Source organism: Variovorax sp. P5_A3 (genome assembly GCF_056400665.1).
Genome location: NZ_JBFUKW010000016.1, coordinates 1 through 16117, shown reverse-complemented (window position 1 = coordinate 16117; position 16117 = coordinate 1). Strand labels below are relative to the sequence as shown.

The window sequence follows — 16117 nt, the reverse complement described above, 5'->3', positions numbered from 1 at the left end:
ATGCGGCCCGGTTCAGGCGGCCAGCTTGCTGATCGCGAAGCTGCGGACGTAGTCGTCTGGCTTCGTCGGATCGAACACCTTGCCCATGATGGTGAACTTCGGGAAGGCGCCCTCGGGCGGCGTCTGGCCGATCTCTTTCATGTGCTTCTTGGCATCGGTGATGAGGAAGACCTTCTCGGCGAGCTGCTTGTAGTCGACCTCGCCCTTGACGTAGCCCCAGCGCTTCATCTGCGTGAGCATCCACACGGCCATCGATTGCCAGGGGATCGGGTCGAAGTCGATGCGGTCGGGCACGGTGCGGATGTTGCCCAGGCCATCGGCAAAGCGACCGGTGAGCACCTGCGTCAGCACGGTCTCGGGCTGGTTCAGGTACTGCGCGGGTGCGATCACCTTCGCGATCAGCTCGCGGTTCTTCGGGTCGCGCGCCATCGCCGATGCGGTGAGCACGGCGCGGTACAGCGCGGCGAAGGTATTGGGGTTCTGCTGGATGAAGGCGGCCGAGGTGCCGAAGGCGCAGCAGGGATGGCCGTTCCAGATCTCCTTGGTCAGGATATGGATGAAGCCGACTTCCTCGAACACGGCCCGCTGGTTGAAAGGGTCGGGGCCGAGGTAGCCGTCGATGTTGCCGGCACGCAGGTTGGCGACCATCTCGGCCGGTGGCACGACGCGGATCTGGATGTCGGTGTCGGGGTTCAGCCCCGCTTCCGCCACGTAGTAGCGCAGCAGGAAGTTGTGCATGCTGTACTCGAAGGGCACCGCGAACTTGAAGCCCTTCCACAGCTTCGGATCGCGCTTGTCCTTGTGCTTGTTGGCGAGCGTGATGGCCTGGCCGTTGGTGTTCTGGATGGTCGCGACGTTCATCGGAGTCGCGTTGGAGCCGGCGCCCATCGAGATCGCGAGCGGCATCGGCGACAGGAAGTGCGTCGCGTCGTACTCCTTGTTGAGCATCTTGTCGCGAATCAGCGCCCAACCGGCCGTCTTGACGATGTCGACGTTGAGCCCCTGCTTCTGATAGAAGCCCAGCGGGTGCGCCATGATCAGCGGCGTCGCGCAGGTGATCGGGATGAAGCCGATCTTCAGGTCCTTCTTCTCGATCGGACCCTTGTCCTGCGCCATGGCCTGCAGCGCGCCGAGCGGCAACACCGACAGGATGGCTGCGCGCGCCGTGTTGGCACCCACTGCGCGCAGGAAGCTGCGGCGCACGCTGTCCACCGGGAACAGCGCCTTCATGAGGCTGGCCTCCAGTTTCGAGTTGGAGTCCTCGATCGCGCCGACGTGGTCGGCTGGCGCGTGGTTCTGGCCGCAGGCGCAGCGCATCACCAGGGGCCGGTCGGCGTCGTAGGGATCGCAGCCTTTGGCTTCGGGCAGTCGGGACATGATGCACCTCGTTGAAAAGATGAGGCGACGATGCAAGGGCCGGGCCGGTTGCGTGCCCATTCGGCCGGTTCGCATGAAATCGCGGGCCGCTGGTCGATGCCATGTAGGGCCAGCACTACACGGCCCTCGATGCGAAGTGCGTTTCAGGTAGTGGGCGAGGCCTTGCCGTGCCGCTCGGCATACAGCGCGAGCTCCACGTCGTTCTTCGTGCCTGTCTTCTCGAGGATGCGGGCGCGGTAGGTGCTGACCGTGTTGGGCGCAAGCCCGAGCTGCGCACCGATTTCGCTCACGGTCCGCCCCGCGGTGAGCAGCCTGAAGACCTGGTGCTCGCGGTGCGAGAGCGCTTCGGCACCCTGCGAGGACGACTTGCCGACGGCGGCGGCCAGCGCCTCGGCCGTGGCCGCCGACACATACACGCCGCCTGCCGCTACCTTGCGCACCGCGCCCACCATGTCATCCGGATCCGCGCTCTTGTTGAGATAGCCGGCCGCCCCGAGCTTGATGCACCGAACCGCGTACTGCTTCTCGGGGTAGGTGCTGAGCATCAGCACGGGCAGCGTCGGCCATTGCTTTCGCAGGGCCTGCAGCACGTCGAGGCCATCGCGGGCGGGCAGCGCGATGTCCAACAGCACGATGTCGAGGCCTTGCGGACCGCCAAGGGCGGCAACGCCATCGAGCACCTCGGGGCCGGTCTGCGCCTCGGCCTGCACAACCATCTCGGGCGCACCGTTCGACAGGTCGCCCAGGACCTGCTTCAGTCCCTCGCGCACGATGCGATGGTCGTCGCCGATCAACACGCGGATGACCGCCGGCGAACTCATGCGAGCGGCATCTCCAGGCGGAAGGTGCTGCCCGCGCCGGGCGTGCTTTCGATGTCGATGAGTCCGCCGAAGTGCCTCGCACGCTCGCGCATGCCTTGCACGCCGTAGGCGGTGCTGGCCTCGAAGGCGCGGGCCGGCGCGCCGATGCCGTCGTCGCGCACGCTGATCTGCAGGCGCGAATCCACCGCGTCGATGCGGATGTCGAGCCGGGCGGCTTTCGCGTGGCGGCCGACGTTGCTCAGCATCTCCTGGAAGATGCGGAACACCGCGATCGCCGCCTCCTCGGGCAGATCGACGCCGGGCTCGACTTCCATGTGCCAGTCCAGCGCAAGTTCCGCGGACTGCACGAACTCGTTGGCCTGCCATTCGAGCGCGGCCCACAGCCCCTGGTGGTCGAGGATGCTCGGCCGAAGGTCGGTGATGATGCGGCCGACGTTCTCGACCGCACGTTCGATCAGTCCGCTCATGTTCTGGCATTTGCAACGCATGAGGGTGCGCATGTCCTCGGCGGCCTCGGGCGTGCGCTCCTGCTGTTCGCCGAGGCGCTTGCCGATCCAGTTGACGTCCATCTTGAGCGCGACGAGAAGGCTGCCGAGCTCGTCATGCACCTCGCGTGCGATGCGCGTGCGTTCGTCCTCGCGCACCTTGTCGAGCCATGCCGACAGCTCTCGCAATTGCGAGAGGGCATCGCTCAGCTCCCGGGTGCGCTCCTCGACGCGCAGGCCGAGCTGATCTTTAGCGTGCTGCAGCGCCAGCGCCGAACGACGCCGCTCCGTGATGTCGACAAAGGTGATGACCGCCCCGCGCACCTGCGCGCCGTCCATGATCGGGTGGCTCGAATACTCGACCGCGAAGGCGCTGCCATCGCGCCGCCAGAACACTTCGGTGTCGATGCGGCACGGCAGGCCGCGCCGGAACGCGTTGAAGATCGGGCAATCGGTGTCGGCGTAGTGCGAGCCGTCGGGATGAGAGTGGTGCGTGAGCTCGTGCATGTTGCGGCCCAGCACCGCGGACCGCTCGTGGCCCAGCATCTCCGCGCCGGCCCGATTGATGAACATGCAATGGCCATCCAGGTCGATGCCGAAGATGCCCTCGCCCGTCGACTCCAGCAACAGGCCGAGCTGGTGCTGCCAGAGAGGATGGCTGGCCGGTTTCGGCAGGACGGGGGTCTCCATGCACCAAGGGAAAGCAACACCCGTGCCGGACTGGTGCACGCTCTGCGGATAATAGGCACCACGCCACCAACAGAATCCAAGGAGCCCATCCCAGTGCCAGACCTCTCCAAGATCACGAGCATCGAAGACCTGCGAGTCATTGCCGAGCGCCGGGTGCCGCGCATGTTCTACGACTACGCGGACTCCGGGGCCTGGACCGAAGGAACCTATCGTGCCAATGAAAGCGACTTCCAGAAGATCAAGCTGCGCCAGCGCGTCGCCGTCAACATGGAAGGCCGCTCGACCCGCACGACGATGATCGGCCAGGAGGTCGCGATGCCCGTGGCGATCGCGCCCACCGGCATGACCGGCATGCAGCACGCCGACGGCGAGATCCTCGGCGCCCGCGCGGCCAAGGCCTTCGGCATCCCTTTCACGCTGTCGACGATGAGCATCTGCTCGCTCGAGGACATCGCCGAGGCCACCGGCCGGCATCCGTTCTGGTTCCAGCTTTACGTGATGCGGGATCGCGACTTCATCGAACGGCTGATCGAGCGCGCGCGCGCCGCGAACGTGTCGGCATTGCAGCTCACGCTCGACCTGCAGATCCTCGGCCAGCGGCACAAGGACATCAAGAACGGCCTCACCGCACCGCCCAAGCCGACGATCAAGAACCTCATGAACCTCGCGACCAAGCCGCGCTGGTGCATGGGCATGCTGGGCACGAAGCGCCGCACCTTCGGCAACATCGCAGGCCACGCCAAGGACGTGAAGGACCTGTCCTCTCTCTCGTCGTGGACCGCGGAGCAGTTCGATCCGACGCTGAGCTGGGCCGACGTCGAGTGGATCAAGAAGCTCTGGGGCGGCAAGCTGGTCCTCAAGGGCATCATGGATGTCGAGGATGCGCGGCTCGCCGCGGCCAGCGGCGCGGATGCGCTGATCGTCTCCAACCACGGCGGTCGCCAGCTCGATGGCGCGCCCTCCTCCATCGCGGCGCTGCCCGCGATTGCCGAGGCCGTGGGCACCGAGATCGAAGTGTGGATGGACGGTGGCATCCGCAGCGGCCAGGACGTTCTCAAGGCCCGCGCACTCGGCGCGCACGGCACGATGATCGGCCGCAGCTTCCTCTATGCGCTGGGCGCCTTCGGCGAGGCCGGCGTGACACGCGCGCTGCAGATCATCCACAAGGAACTCGACGTCACGATGGCCTTCTGCGGCCGCACGAACATCGACGAAGTCGATTCGAGCATCCTGCTGCCCGGCACCTTCTGAGCCCTGTGCAGGATCGCGTCACCGGCCGACAGCGCCGGTGGCCGGAGCGAGGCAAAATGATGCGCGCCACTACAACACGCAGACAGCCAGAGAGGCGCCTTTCCATGAGCACAATCACGTCCGCCGCGGGCTCCGCGCCCGGCGATACCGGCACTTCCCACCGACCCTACACGAGCGAAGAGAAACGGCACCGTATCTTCGCCATCATGGCGGCCTCCTCGGGCAACCTGGTCGAGTGGTTCGACTTCTACGTCTACGCCTTCAGCGCGCTCTATTTCGCGCCCTCCTTCTTTCCCAAGTCGGACCCCACCGCGCAGTTGCTAAATACGGCGGGCGTGTTCGCGGCCGGCTTCCTGATGCGGCCCATCGGCGGCTGGCTCTTCGGCCGCGTGGCCGACAAGTACGGGCGCAGGACGTCGATGCTGATCTCGGTCACGATGATGTGCGCCGGCTCGCTCGCGATTGCATGCCTGCCCACCTATGCGGCCATCGGCGCGTGGGCGCCCTTCCTGCTGCTGGTCTGCCGGCTGTTCCAGGGGCTGTCGGTGGGCGGCGAATACGGCACCACCGCGACCTACATGAGCGAAGTCGCGCTGCGTGGGCAGCGGGGCTTCTTCTCGTCGTTCCAGTACGTCACGCTGATCGGCGGCCAACTGCTGGCGGTGCTGGTGATCGTGGTCCTCGAACAGCTGCTGAGCGAAGCCGAGCTGAAGGCCTGGGGCTGGCGCATCCCCTTCGTGATCGGGGCCATCGCTGCGGTGGTCGCGCTCTTCCTGCGCCGAACGCTGCACGAGACGCAGACGGCAGAGTCGCGGGCCAACAAGGAGGCCGGCAGCCTCGCGGGGCTCTTCAAGCACCACAAGGCCGCCTTCTTCACAGTGCTGGGCTACACGGCCGGCGGTTCGCTGATCTTCTACACCTTCACGACCTACATGCAGAAGTACCTGGTCAATACGGTGGGCATGCCGATCAAGACCACAAGCTACGTGATGACCTTCGCGCTCTTCGTCTACATGTGCATGCAGCCGGTGTTCGGCGCGCTGTCGGACCGCATCGGGCGCCGCACCAACATGCTGCTGTTCGGCGGACTCGGCGCGCTCATGACGGTGCCGATTCTCACGCTGCTGCAAGGCGTGACGAGCCCGGTCGTGGCGTTCCTGCTGATCATCCTGGCGCTCGCGATCGTGAGCTTCTACACGTCCATCAGCGGCATCGTGAAGGCGGAGATGTTCCCCCCTGAAGTGCGCGCGCTCGGCGTGGGCCTCGCGTATGCAGTGGCCAATGCCCTGTTCGGCGGCTCGGCCGAATACGTGGCGCTGGGCCTCAAGTCGCTGGGCCACGAATCGGCGTTCTACTGGTACGTGACGGGGATGATGGTGCTGGCCTTCGTCGTGAGCCTGCGCCTGCCGCGACAGGCGAGCTACCTGCACCACGACCATTGAGTCACTGTGGTCGGCGATCGGCCTCCTTGAGCAGGTCGTGGTGGATCGCGAAAGCGGCCGCTTCGGTTCGATTCGCCGAGTGCGTCTTGCTCAGGATGCTTCGCACGTGGTTCGCCACCGTGTTGGGGCTGACGAAGAGCTCTCGCGCGATCTGCCGGTTGCCCTTGCCGACGGCCACGAGCCGCAGCACCTGCGCCTCCCTGCCGCTCAATCCGGCCGGATAGTGAATCACCGACACGGAGGCAACGCCCGCTCGCAAGGCATCGACGCGCCCTGACAGCGCGCGCATCTGCAACGCTGCGGTCTCCGTCGCGGCTTCTTCGAGCTGGCCGAGCGCCGCTTCGCGATCGCCAGGGTCATCTCTTGCAAGCAGCATCTGCGCATAGCCATGGCGCGTCTGCGCCAGCGCCGGCCGGGCGTTCTGCCGTTCGTTCATTTCCAGTGCCGCCCGGAAGTGCGTATCGGCGTCACTCCACTGCCGCATGGTGGCCGAGAGCATGCCGAGAAAGGCATCGGCTGCGCCGAAACACGCGATGGACGTACCCACGAGCAGATTGCGCGCGCGCCACGGCTCGAGCAGCTCGTAGAGCTGCGCCGCACGCGCCGCATCGCCCAACGCGGCGCAGACCTGCGCGAGGTAGGCCAGGCTTGCCAGCCAGACGCCGTCGCGCGGAAAGGACTGGAAGCGATCGTTCGCCAGGACCTCGAACTCGGTGCGCGCGTCGTCGAGTTGCCCCAGTTCGACGTAGATCAGCGCGAGCCCGGGCCGCCACACGTTGGTCTGGGCGTTCTGCTGCACGAAATGGCGCACCAGGGGCGCGACCTCCTTCAAGCGGCCTTGCTCGCGGCGCAGCGTGAACATCTGCACGCCGTAGACGCCGGCCGCATCCAGCCCGGGCATGCGGTCGCCGATCTCGAAGGTGCGCTTGGCGTAGCGCTCGGCATCGTCGAAGCGGCCTTCGAACAATGCGTGAAGGGTGCGTGACGACGACGCGACGTACATGAAGAAGGGTTGCCGCAGTTCTTCCGCGCCTCGCGCGTAGGCTTCGAGGTGATCGTGCCAGGTCGCCATGTCGCCCAGCTCGAAGGCGTCGAACATGCGCCAGGCGAGCGCCGAGTACAGCAGGAAGCGGTCGCCGTGCCGTCGCGCGATCTGGATGGCCTCGTCGGCACTCGCCATGCGCTCGGCGATGCGATTGGGCTGCCAACGGGCCGAGAGCGCGGCGAGCAAGGTTGTCGCGAGCGTGCCCGGGTCGCCGGCGCGGCGGGCCACGGTGACGGCCTCCTCGTGCACCTTCATCGCCTGCGTCTCCTCGCCGCTGAAGATCAGTGCGCGGGCCAGCGCGCTCAGCAGTTGCGCCTTCGTGACCCGGTCCTCCGCGCCGAGCGCGTTGAGCGCATCGCGCAGCAGGCGTGCCGCCGAGAAACCGGGAAGGCCCGGACACCAGCTTGCCATCTCGAAGCCGAGGGCGGCGCGTGCCAGTTCGAGGGAAAAGTCGGACTGCATGCTCGTCCGCGCGGCCTGTTCGAACACCTCGCGTGCTTGCAGGTACTCGCCGCCGCGCGTGTGGGCTTCACCCAGCGAATTCAGCACGCGGCAGCGCACGAGGGCATCACCGCCACGGCCGACATCCATCGCCTGCAGCGCGAGACGGTAGTAGCGCGCCGCTTCCTCATGGGCCAGGAGGGCATCGGAACTCGCGGCCGCCCGCTGCGCGTAGTGGCTCGCACGCGCCGCGTCGCCGCCCGGCAAGGCGGCCCAGTAGTGGTAGGCCAGCGCAGGCAGATGGAGCGCCGAATCTTCGCCATGGATGTCCTCGATCGCGCGACCGACCTTGAGGTGCAGGCGGCTGCGCCGAGGCGGCGGAATCTCGTCGTACAGGGTCTCGCGGAACAGCGCGTGGCCGAAGTGGTAGCGGCCCGGCCCTTCGACAGCCTCGATGACGCGGGATTGCAGCGCCTCTTCGAGCGCGTCGGTGCAGGCGTCTTCCTCCACATCCTCGACGATGCGGACCAGCAGGCCGATGTCGAATGCACGGCCGATCACCGACGCGCAGGCCAGCACCTGGTTGGCCATGGGGGACAGGCGATTCAGCCGCCGGCCGATCACCTCGCGCACCCCTTCCGGAATGCGCCGCGGACCACCGACGGCCAGCAGGGCGCCGCCGCCACGCGGACCTTCGCCGAGCACCTGCTCCTGGATGAGCAGGCGCGTCATCTCGGCGACGAAGAGCGGGTTGCCTTCGGTCTGCCGGTGGACGGCGTCGGCGAGCGCAGGCGGCACCGTACCGCCGCCGGCCAGCATCATCATGCGGACCGTCTCCTCGCGGGCGAGGCCGGTCAGACGCAAGCGCTCGAAGCCCTGGTGCCGCGCAAGCTCGCCGAGCGTGCCCGACAGCGGGTGCTGTCGCGACAGCTCGATGTCCCGGTAGGTGATGACAAGCAGGATGCGGCTGGCCATGAGGTCCGGCGCGATGAATTCGAGCAGGCGCAAGGACGAGGCATCGGCCCAGTGGAGGTTGTCGAGCACAAGCAGCAGGGGCTGCTCGGCAGCGGCGCGCTTCCAGAAGCCGGCCATTGCGTCGAACAGGCGAAAACGGGCCTGCGCGGGATCGATTGCCGGCAATACCAGCGCCCCGGCAGGCAGCCGTTGCGCCAGATGGGGCAGGATCTCGGCCAGCGCGGAATCGTCATGACCGAGGACGCGCCGTGCCGTCTCGTCGTCGTGGGTTTCGATCCATCCGCGCAGCAGTTGCAACCAGGACCAGTACGGCGGGGCGCCGGGCTCTTCGTTGCAGCGGCCCCAGAGAACCTGCATGCCGAGCGCGACAGCGCGCTGCGCCAGGATCTGGGCGGTATGCGACTTGCCGATGCCGGGCTCGCCGGCGAGCGCCGCGGTGCCGCCCGTGCCGCCCAGGGCGCGCGCGAGTCCGCTTTCGAGCGTGGCGAGTTCGCGCTCGCGGCCCACGAATCGTTCGCCCGAAGGCCGCGCGGTGTCGTCATGGACGGTCGCGGTCACGGTAGCCACACCCTGCAACACCGCACCGCAGCCATCGCAGAAGGCGGCATCGGCCCGGTTTTCGCGTCCGCATCGGGCACAGTGCACGGCGGGTCCTCCGGTTCCCTGCGTGCAAGGCCGCTACACGACGGCTTCAGGGCGAATCTGGCTGACTTCGATCACCACATCGGCCGGCAGATGCGCCAGGCGTGCCGCCGTGCGGATCTCTTCGGGGCTGGGAGCCTCGTAGAGGCAGTAGGTCTTCTTGCGATCCGCGGAAAGAAACGAGAACAACCAGTTCACGCCGACGTCGGCATTGATGCGCTGGATGTTCGCGACGTCCGCCGCCGCGATCTCCAGCTCTTCCGCGTACTGGCGCTCGATAAGGAACAGTGCCATACCCCTCTCCTGTCGTGCGGGTGCCCGATCGGCCCCGCGCCAGCGATTGGGCGACAAATCCGCTGCGTGGTCAACGTGCGACGCATAGTCAATTCTGATCATTCGGGGGCGCGAGGGCCTGCGCAAAATGATCAGTCCGGTGGATCGTCAACACGACCGCGGCTTCCTAGACTTTGCTCCACATTCAAGGAGCGAACCATGTTCAATGAAGCCCAACTCGCCGCCTACAAGACGCAACTGCGCGGCAGCCTGATCCAGCCGGAAGACGCCGGCTACGACGAGGCCCGCAAGGTCTACAACGCGATGATCGACAAGCGGCCGCGCCTGATCGCGCGCTGCACCGACGTGGCGGACGTGATCGCGTCGGTCAATTTCGCCCGCGACAACAAGCTGCTGCTCGCCGTGCGGGGCGGCGGACACAACGGTGGCGGACTGGGCACTTGCGATGACGGGCTGGTGATCGACCTCACTGGATTGCGGGGCATTCGGATCGACCCCAAGGCCCATACCGTGCGCGCCGAGGGCGGCTGCACCTGGGGCGACGTCGATCACGCCACCCACGCCTTCGGCATGGCGACGCCGGCCGGCATCATCTCCACCACCGGCGTCGGCGGACTGACGCTGGGTGGGGGAATCGGACACCTGTCGCGGCGCTTCGGATTGACGATCGACAACCTGCTGGGCGTGGACATGGTGCTGGCCGACGGGAGCTTCGTCACCGCCAATGCCAAGGAGAACGCCGACCTGTTCTGGGCGGTGCGCGGCGGCGGTGGCAATTTCGGCGTGGTGACGTCCTTCGAATACCGCCTGCATCCGGTCAGTACGGTGATCGCAGGGCCGACCCTGTGGCCGATGGAGCGCGCGGCCGAGGTGTTCAAGTGGTATCGCGACTTCATCGGCAAGGCGCCGACGGAGCTGGGGGGCTTCTTCGCGTTTCTCACCGTGCCGCCCGGCCCGCCCTTCCCGGAGGAACTGCACCTGAAGAAGATGTGCGGCGTGGTCTGGTGCTACAGCGGTGATCCGGCACAGGCCGACGAGGCTTTCGCGCCGGTGCGGGCGATGGACCCCGCGCTGTACGGCGTCGGGCCGATGCCTTATCCGATGCTCCAGAGTGCCTTCGATGCCCTGTACCCACCCGGACACCAGTGGTACTGGCGCGCCGACTTCGTGAACGAACTGCCGGAAGAAGCGATCGGTCTGCACGTGGAGTACGGCGCGCAGATGCCGACGATGCAATCGTCGATGCACCTGTACCCGATCGACGGTGCGGTGCAGCGCGTGGGGCGCAAGGACACGCCCTTCAGCTACCGCGACGCGCGATTTGCTTCGGTGATCGTCGGCGTGGACCCCGACCCCGCCAACGGGGACCGGATCAGCGAATGGTGCAAGAAGTACTGGGACGCGCTGCATCCGTACTCGGCGGGCGGCGCATACATCAACTTCATGATGGACGAGGGCGAGGACCGTGTGAAGGCCACCTACCGCGAGCACTACGACAGGCTCGCGGCAATCAAGCGGCAGTACGACCCGGGTAACCTGTTTCGCGTCAACCAGAACATCCGGCCGGCCGCGACCGCCTGAGATCGCGTGGGAGAGAGGCTCGCGGCTTCAGGCCTCGGCTTCCCACAGGGTTGGGTAGCGGCGGACGAAGCCGTCGGAGGTGACTTCGAGCATGGCCGCGTAGTCGAAGCGCGGCGCGGTGTACCAGTACTCGGCCTCGCCGCGCCGCTCGTAGTGCTGCTGGAGTTCCGCCAGGCTACCGTTGTCCAGGTCGACCCACGCCGCGGGAGCGGCGGACGCCTCGCCTTGCGCCAGGTGCAGCCGGCGCAGGGGCAACAGGTTGGTGGCCGGCGTGAAGCCGAGATCAAGGTCGACGCAGTGGCCCAGTTCGGGCACTGCCGCGTCGTTGAACTTCCAGCTCCCATGCGCGTCGCGCACGATGGACATGTCGATCGCCTCGCCGCCGAGCCAGCCGCGCACTGTCGCCCACTGCGTGTGCCAGGCGCGGTCGCAGCGCACCCTGTAGTGCAGTTGGGCCGCGCGGCCGTCTTCGTTGCGGAAAGCCGCGGCACCGTCGATCTGCCAGTTCTCGCCGTTGCGATCGAGACGGCACACATCATGACCCGGTGTGCCGAGGCGGCGCCAGAGCATGAATGCGACGGTTTGCATACGGCGATGATGGCACCGGGCGCCTGCGAAGCGCAAGCCTCGATTTCATCCACGCCATTCGTGCTCAGGTCAGGAGCGTCCAGAGCACGTAGAGATTGGCGGCGCAGACCATGCCGAAGATGGTCCAAGCGGTGCGCCGCACCAGGGGCGTGTTGGCAAAGGGCCCCATTTGGGTGCGATTGCTCGTGATCGAGCAGGTGGAAGGCTTCCTGGATGTCCGCGACCTGCGTGTTGCCGCTGGCATGAAAGGCCCTGGCGGCCAGCACCATGATCGCGGCGTTGATCATCAACGCAATCGCGAGCGAGCCGATGGTGTCCCAGCGCAGGAGGCGCATCGCATCGCGCTTGCTGGCCTCGTCGTTGCGCACGATGCGCGTCTGCACGATCGACGAATGCAGATAGAGGTTGTGCGGCATCACCGTGGCGCCGATCACGCCGACGGTGAGATACCAGAACTCGGGCTTGACCATCTCGCGAGGCCGCGGCACCAGACCACCCAGCAGGGCGCGCACCGGTGGCTGCACGAGGATCATCTCGACCAGGAAGCACACGGCAATGGTGCCCACCAGGCCGAGCATCGACATCAGTTGCAGGACGATGGCCATCCGGTCCGGACGTCGACGGTGCCGCGCACTTCCGAAGGGCAGAAGGGCGCGGTGGCGGTCTGCGGCAGGCGCCGCGTGAGACGTGCGATGGCGGCGAACATGGCGGCGCGAGTTTAGCGGTCGGTGCGCTGTCCGCGCTGGCTCGCCCATGCATGCCCGGCGCCCGTCAGACGACAATGTCGGCCGTGACGACAGCACCGATCCGCCGCATCGCCCACCTCGACATGGATGCTTTCTATGCATCGGTCGAGTTGCTGCGCTACCCGCAGCTCAGGGGTCTGCCGGTGGTGATCGGCGGTGGGCGGCGCAAGGTCGACGAGGCGATCCGCGACCTGCCCGAGGGCGCCACGCTGGGGGAGATTCCGATCGAGGCGTTTCCGTTGCTCAAGGACTACGCGGGCCGCGGCGTGATCACGACCGCTACGTACCCGGCCCGGCAGTTCGGCGTCGGCTCCGCGATGGGGCTCATGAAGGCTGCGAAGCTTTGTCCCCAGGCGATCATCCTGCCGGTGGACTTCGATGAGTACCGCAGGTTTTCGCGACGGTTCAAGCAGGTCATCACCGAGATCGCACCGGTCATGGAGGACCGGGGTGTCGACGAGGTCTACATCGATTTCACCGAAGTGCCCGGTGGTCAGCGCGAAGGCGGGCGAGTGCTCGCGCGGCTGATCCAGAAGTCGATCTTCGACGCGACGGGGCTCACCTGCTCGATCGGCATCGCGCCCAACAAGCTGCTGGCCAAGATGGCGAGCGAGTTCGACAAGCCCAACGGCATCTCGGTGGTGTTCGAGGACGACCTTCGATCGCGCATCTGGCCGCTACCGTGCCGGAAGGTCAACGGCATCGGCCCCAAGGCCGACGAAAAGCTGCAGCGGTACGAGATTCGCACCATCGGAGACCTCGCGGCCCGCGATCGCGACTGGCTGATCGCCACCTTCGGCAAGGCCACCGGGGCGTGGATGCACGAGGTTGCCTGGGGGCGTGACAGCCGTCCCGTCGTCACCGAGAGCGAGCCCGTCTCGATGAGCCGCGAGACCACCTTCGATCGCGACCTGCAGGCGGTGCGAGACCGTGCCGAGCTCGGCGCCATCTTCACGCACCTCTGCGAGAAAGTCGCCGAGGACCTGCAGCGCAAGGGCTATGTTGGCAAGACGATCGGGATCAAGCTGCGTTACGACGACTTCAGGATCGCGACGCGCGACCAGACGATCGATCACTTCACGGCTGACGCCGGGGCGATCCGGCAGATCGCGGGCCAGTGTCTCAAGCGGGTGCCGCTCGAGCGGCCGCTGCGCCTGCTCGGGGTACGCGTGGGCGCGCTCGCCAAGGTTGGCGATGCGGCCGCGCAGGCGGTCGATCAGGCCAAGGCGAACGGTCGTCGGCGAACGCCGGACGATGCGGGCTCGGCAGCGATGACCGCGTCGCTTTTCTAGCGCGAGCTTCAGCGCGCAGGGACGCCGCCCTGCCACTGCGGCCAGTTCGTGACGATGTGATCCACCACGCGGCTGCCGACGAGTTCGATGTTCTGGACCGTTTCGGCAAACCCACCGGCTGTTTCGCCGGGGGCCGGATCCAGGTGCTGCAGCGTGGTTTCGCGTGGGTTGCCCTGGTCGAAGTTGACGGCGCCGCGCAGGCTCATCACGCGATCGGTGCCGTGCGTGCGCTTGATCACCAGGGTGATCGCGGCGGCTTCCATTTCGGTGATCACATAGTCGTCCGCGCCGTACAGCTTGGCGATGTACTGCGCCTGGTTCGACATGCCGGGGCCATGGAAGAAGGTGTCACCGGTCATGTGCGTGCCGGTGCCTACGAAGGGTGCGCGCCGCGCGGCGGCTTGCGGATAGCGCATGCGGTAGGCGCGTGCGGAGTCTGCGTCCTTCAGGGGCGTGTCGGCGGACAGTTTCATGGCCCACACGACGAGTTCGGGGTTGAGCTTGAATCGGCGGTATTCCTCATAGCCCTTGCGCGGCATGAAGGTCGGCTCGCCGGCCTTGTTCTCTTCCGGCGCCCAGCGGTGGCCGAGGTCGTAGTCGACCAGCCAGGTGGCCCAACTGACTTCGCCGATCGTGCCGCGCGACGGCGGCGTCCCGGCCACGCCAGAAATCACGTAGTAGGCCTTGGAGAAGTCGAAGTTCGGATTCAGCAAGATCGCTTGCATCGACGACGACGAGTTGACCTTGCCCATCCCGAGCACCGAGCCGCAGACGCCGTCGGCGTTGCAATACACGGGCGACAGCGCTCCCGGCACGGTGATGGGCGTGGCGGCCTTCCAATAGCGCTCGTACCAATGCTGGAATTCGCCCGCGCGATCGCCGGTGTTCTGGCCGATCTCGAACATGGCGGCGACGAAGACTTTGACCTTGACGGGTTCGGCGACTTTCGGCGCAGGGGTAGACGCGCAACCTGCGGCAAGTGCGACGACGACAGGCAGCGCCAACCAACGGGCGCGAGCGGACCAGACTGGGGACATGGAAACTCTCCGAAGAAAAGGGAAGGGACGTCGACACAGGTGCGCAACGCACCGGCAACGTTTGTCGCGTCCTACACCGGCGCAGATCCGGTGCTATCACGCTTCGACGCACTTCATGGCGCGTCCTGCACGCGATTGTCGCAAACCTCATGCCTGCATCGAATCATCGCCCTCCTCCGCCCGTCAACCGGCTTGTGTATGTCGACGCCGGTATGCCGGGATGGCGGCGGGTTAAACGCGGCACGGGGTTTGGCTATCGCGACGCGGACGGGCAGTGGTTGCGCGACGTCGACGAGATTTCGCGCATTCGGCAGTTGGCGATTCCGCCTGCCTATCGGGACGTCTGGATTTGCCCGTTGGCGAACGGGCATCTTCAAGCGACCGGTTTCGACGCTCGGGGCCGCAAGCAGTATCGCTATCACGTGGACTGGCGCTCACTGAAGGATGAAACCAAATTTGATCGTCTCGAGGCCTTCGGTCGCGCGCTGCCGAGGATTCGCAGCCGAGTGGCCCGCGACCTGCAGCCGAGGCCGCGTGCGCCATTGGACAGGAAGGTGGTGCTGGCCACGCTCGTGCGTTTGCTCGACACGACCTTTCTGCGAGTCGGCAATGAGGAATACGCGACGAACAACGGCTCCTATGGCCTCACCACGCTTCGCAACAAGCACGCCGATTTTGGAGACGCGTCTCTCAAGCTCAAATTTCGCGGCAAGAGCGGGGTCGTGCATGAAGCGAAGATCAGCGACGCGCGAATATCGATGATCGTTCGCCGATGCCAGCAATTGCCGGGACAGGAACTCTTTCAGTATCAGGATGGGAGCGGCGAGATCCACGGCGTCTCGTCCACCGACGTCAATGGCTACCTGCGGGAAGTGGCCGGCGAGAACTTCACGGCGAAGGATTTCCGGACCTGGCACGGGACCGCACAAGCGCTGGAACTCACTCGCCTGGCATGCGATGGTGGCGATGCAGACAAGGGGCCGAATGTCCGGCGATACAACGCGAAGGAAATCCTGGGAGCGGTGGCAGCCCGGCTGGGCAACACCCCGGCCGTCTGCAAGAGTGCCTATGTCCATCCAGCGGTCCTCGCGCTCGGCGCGACGCTTGCCGATGACCCGGAGGTCATTAACGATATCTGGGCAAGGATCGCCAATGGCATCCGAAGCACACACCATCTGCGCGCGTCGGAAGCGAGATTGCTGGCGTTCCTTATTCAGCACCGACGTGGAAGCAAGGCCCGCTCGCCAGTCAATTGAAATTGGCGCGGCTCAGATTTGCGTCTTTTTCTTGCGGTAGAAGCCGTAAAAAGCCAAAAAGCCCAGCCTTGTGGGGCTGGGCTTTGAGGGGGCTGTAAGAGCCTGACGATGACCTACTTTCACACGGGAACCCGCACTATCATCGGCGCTGAGG

12 protein-coding genes and 1 pseudogene are annotated in these 16117 nt (G+C 66.3%); 5 read left to right on the top strand and 8 right to left on the bottom strand.

Annotated elements, in window-relative coordinates; all coding sequences use genetic code 11:
* Positions 1-12 precede the first annotated feature (12 nt).
* The 3 genes from AC1D3B_RS22800 to AC1D3B_RS22790 all read right to left on the bottom strand — a co-directional run bounded on the left by AC1D3B_RS22800 (position 13) and on the right by AC1D3B_RS22790 (position 3373).
* Positions 13-1377, bottom strand: a complete 1365-nt coding sequence (locus tag AC1D3B_RS22800; protein WP_478192951.1) for a CmpA/NrtA family ABC transporter substrate-binding protein — start codon at positions 1375-1377, stop codon at positions 13-15.
* A 143-nt stretch (positions 1378-1520) separates the two neighbouring features.
* The gene (locus AC1D3B_RS22795; RefSeq protein WP_478192950.1) at positions 1521-2198 is read right to left on the bottom strand and encodes a response regulator; all 678 of its coding nucleotides are present in this window, start codon (positions 2196-2198) and stop codon (positions 1521-1523) included.
* Positions 2195-3373, bottom strand: coding sequence for a sensor histidine kinase (locus tag AC1D3B_RS22790; RefSeq protein WP_478192949.1), 1179 nt, complete (start codon positions 3371-3373; stop codon positions 2195-2197). The genes AC1D3B_RS22795 and AC1D3B_RS22790 overlap by 4 nt, the downstream gene beginning before the upstream one ends.
* Positions 3374-3466: 93 nt before the next feature.
* On the opposite strand from AC1D3B_RS22790, the gene AC1D3B_RS22785 reads away from it, so the two are divergent.
* Complete coding sequence (locus tag AC1D3B_RS22785) at positions 3467-4624, top strand: alpha-hydroxy acid oxidase (protein WP_478192948.1); 1158 nt, start codon at positions 3467-3469, stop codon at positions 4622-4624.
* 104 nt (positions 4625-4728) lie between these two features.
* Positions 4729-6066 carry an MFS family transporter gene (locus AC1D3B_RS22780; protein WP_478192947.1) on the top strand — a complete coding sequence of 446 codons (1338 nt, stop codon included), beginning with the start codon at positions 4729-4731 and terminating at the stop codon, positions 6064-6066.
* A 1-nt stretch (position 6067) separates the two neighbouring features.
* Here the strand turns inward: AC1D3B_RS22780 and AC1D3B_RS22775 are convergent, their stop codons facing one another.
* A complete protein-coding gene (locus tag AC1D3B_RS22775) occupies positions 6068-9172 on the bottom strand; it encodes a helix-turn-helix transcriptional regulator (protein WP_478192946.1) in 3105 nt (1034 codons plus the stop codon).
* 33 nt (positions 9173-9205) lie between these two features.
* A complete protein-coding gene (locus tag AC1D3B_RS22770) occupies positions 9206-9463 on the bottom strand; it encodes a DUF4242 domain-containing protein (protein ID WP_435515904.1) in 258 nt (85 codons plus the stop codon).
* 198 nt (positions 9464-9661) lie between these two features.
* On the opposite strand from AC1D3B_RS22770, the gene AC1D3B_RS22765 reads away from it, so the two are divergent.
* Positions 9662-11044 carry an FAD-binding oxidoreductase gene (locus AC1D3B_RS22765; protein ID WP_478192945.1) on the top strand — a complete coding sequence of 461 codons (1383 nt, stop codon included), beginning with the start codon at positions 9662-9664 and terminating at the stop codon, positions 11042-11044.
* Between the two features lie 27 nt (positions 11045-11071).
* Here AC1D3B_RS22765 and AC1D3B_RS22760 read toward each other — a convergent pair whose 3' ends face one another.
* Entirely contained in the window at positions 11072-11632 is a 561-nt protein-coding gene (locus tag AC1D3B_RS22760; protein WP_478192944.1) for a putative glycolipid-binding domain-containing protein, read from the bottom strand.
* 248 nt (positions 11633-11880) lie between these two features.
* Positions 11881-12165: pseudogene (locus tag AC1D3B_RS22755) on the bottom strand (divalent metal cation transporter); the annotation flags it as partial.
* Between the two features lie 248 nt (positions 12166-12413).
* On the opposite strand from AC1D3B_RS22755, the gene AC1D3B_RS22750 reads away from it, so the two are divergent.
* Positions 12414-13670 (top strand): Y-family DNA polymerase, encoded by a 1257-nt coding sequence (locus AC1D3B_RS22750; protein ID WP_478193035.1) that lies wholly within the window; start codon positions 12414-12416, stop codon positions 13668-13670.
* An 8-nt stretch (positions 13671-13678) separates the two neighbouring features.
* Here AC1D3B_RS22750 and AC1D3B_RS22745 read toward each other — a convergent pair whose 3' ends face one another.
* Entirely contained in the window at positions 13679-14707 is a 1029-nt protein-coding gene (locus AC1D3B_RS22745; RefSeq protein ID WP_478192943.1) for a purine-nucleoside phosphorylase, read from the bottom strand.
* Between the two features lie 149 nt (positions 14708-14856).
* Between AC1D3B_RS22745 and AC1D3B_RS22740 the strand changes: the two genes are divergently transcribed.
* Positions 14857-15963 (top strand): DNA topoisomerase IB, encoded by a 1107-nt coding sequence (locus AC1D3B_RS22740; RefSeq protein ID WP_478192942.1) that lies wholly within the window; start codon positions 14857-14859, stop codon positions 15961-15963.
* Positions 15964-16117: the final 154 nt, after the last annotated feature.

Coding starts and splice junctions, on each gene's coding strand:
- AC1D3B_RS22800 (WP_478192951.1), bottom strand. CDS start 1,377: ATGTCCCGACTGCCCGAAGCCAAAGGCTGCGATCCCTACGACGCCGAC.
- AC1D3B_RS22795 (WP_478192950.1), bottom strand. CDS start 2,198: ATGAGTTCGCCGGCGGTCATCCGCGTGTTGATCGGCGACGACCATCGC.
- AC1D3B_RS22790 (WP_478192949.1), bottom strand. CDS start 3,373: ATGGAGACCCCCGTCCTGCCGAAACCGGCCAGCCATCCTCTCTGGCAG.
- AC1D3B_RS22780 (WP_478192947.1), top strand. CDS start 4,729: ATGAGCACAATCACGTCCGCCGCGGGCTCCGCGCCCGGCGATACCGGC.
- AC1D3B_RS22770 (WP_435515904.1), bottom strand. CDS start 9,463: ATGGCACTGTTCCTTATCGAGCGCCAGTACGCGGAAGAGCTGGAGATC.
- AC1D3B_RS22765 (WP_478192945.1), top strand. CDS start 9,662: ATGTTCAATGAAGCCCAACTCGCCGCCTACAAGACGCAACTGCGCGGC.
- AC1D3B_RS22760 (WP_478192944.1), bottom strand. CDS start 11,632: ATGCAAACCGTCGCATTCATGCTCTGGCGCCGCCTCGGCACACCGGGT.
- AC1D3B_RS22750 (WP_478193035.1), top strand. CDS start 12,414: ATGTCGGCCGTGACGACAGCACCGATCCGCCGCATCGCCCACCTCGAC.
- AC1D3B_RS22745 (WP_478192943.1), bottom strand. CDS start 14,707: ATGTCCCCAGTCTGGTCCGCTCGCGCCCGTTGGTTGGCGCTGCCTGTC.
- AC1D3B_RS22740 (WP_478192942.1), top strand. CDS start 14,857: ATGCCTGCATCGAATCATCGCCCTCCTCCGCCCGTCAACCGGCTTGTG.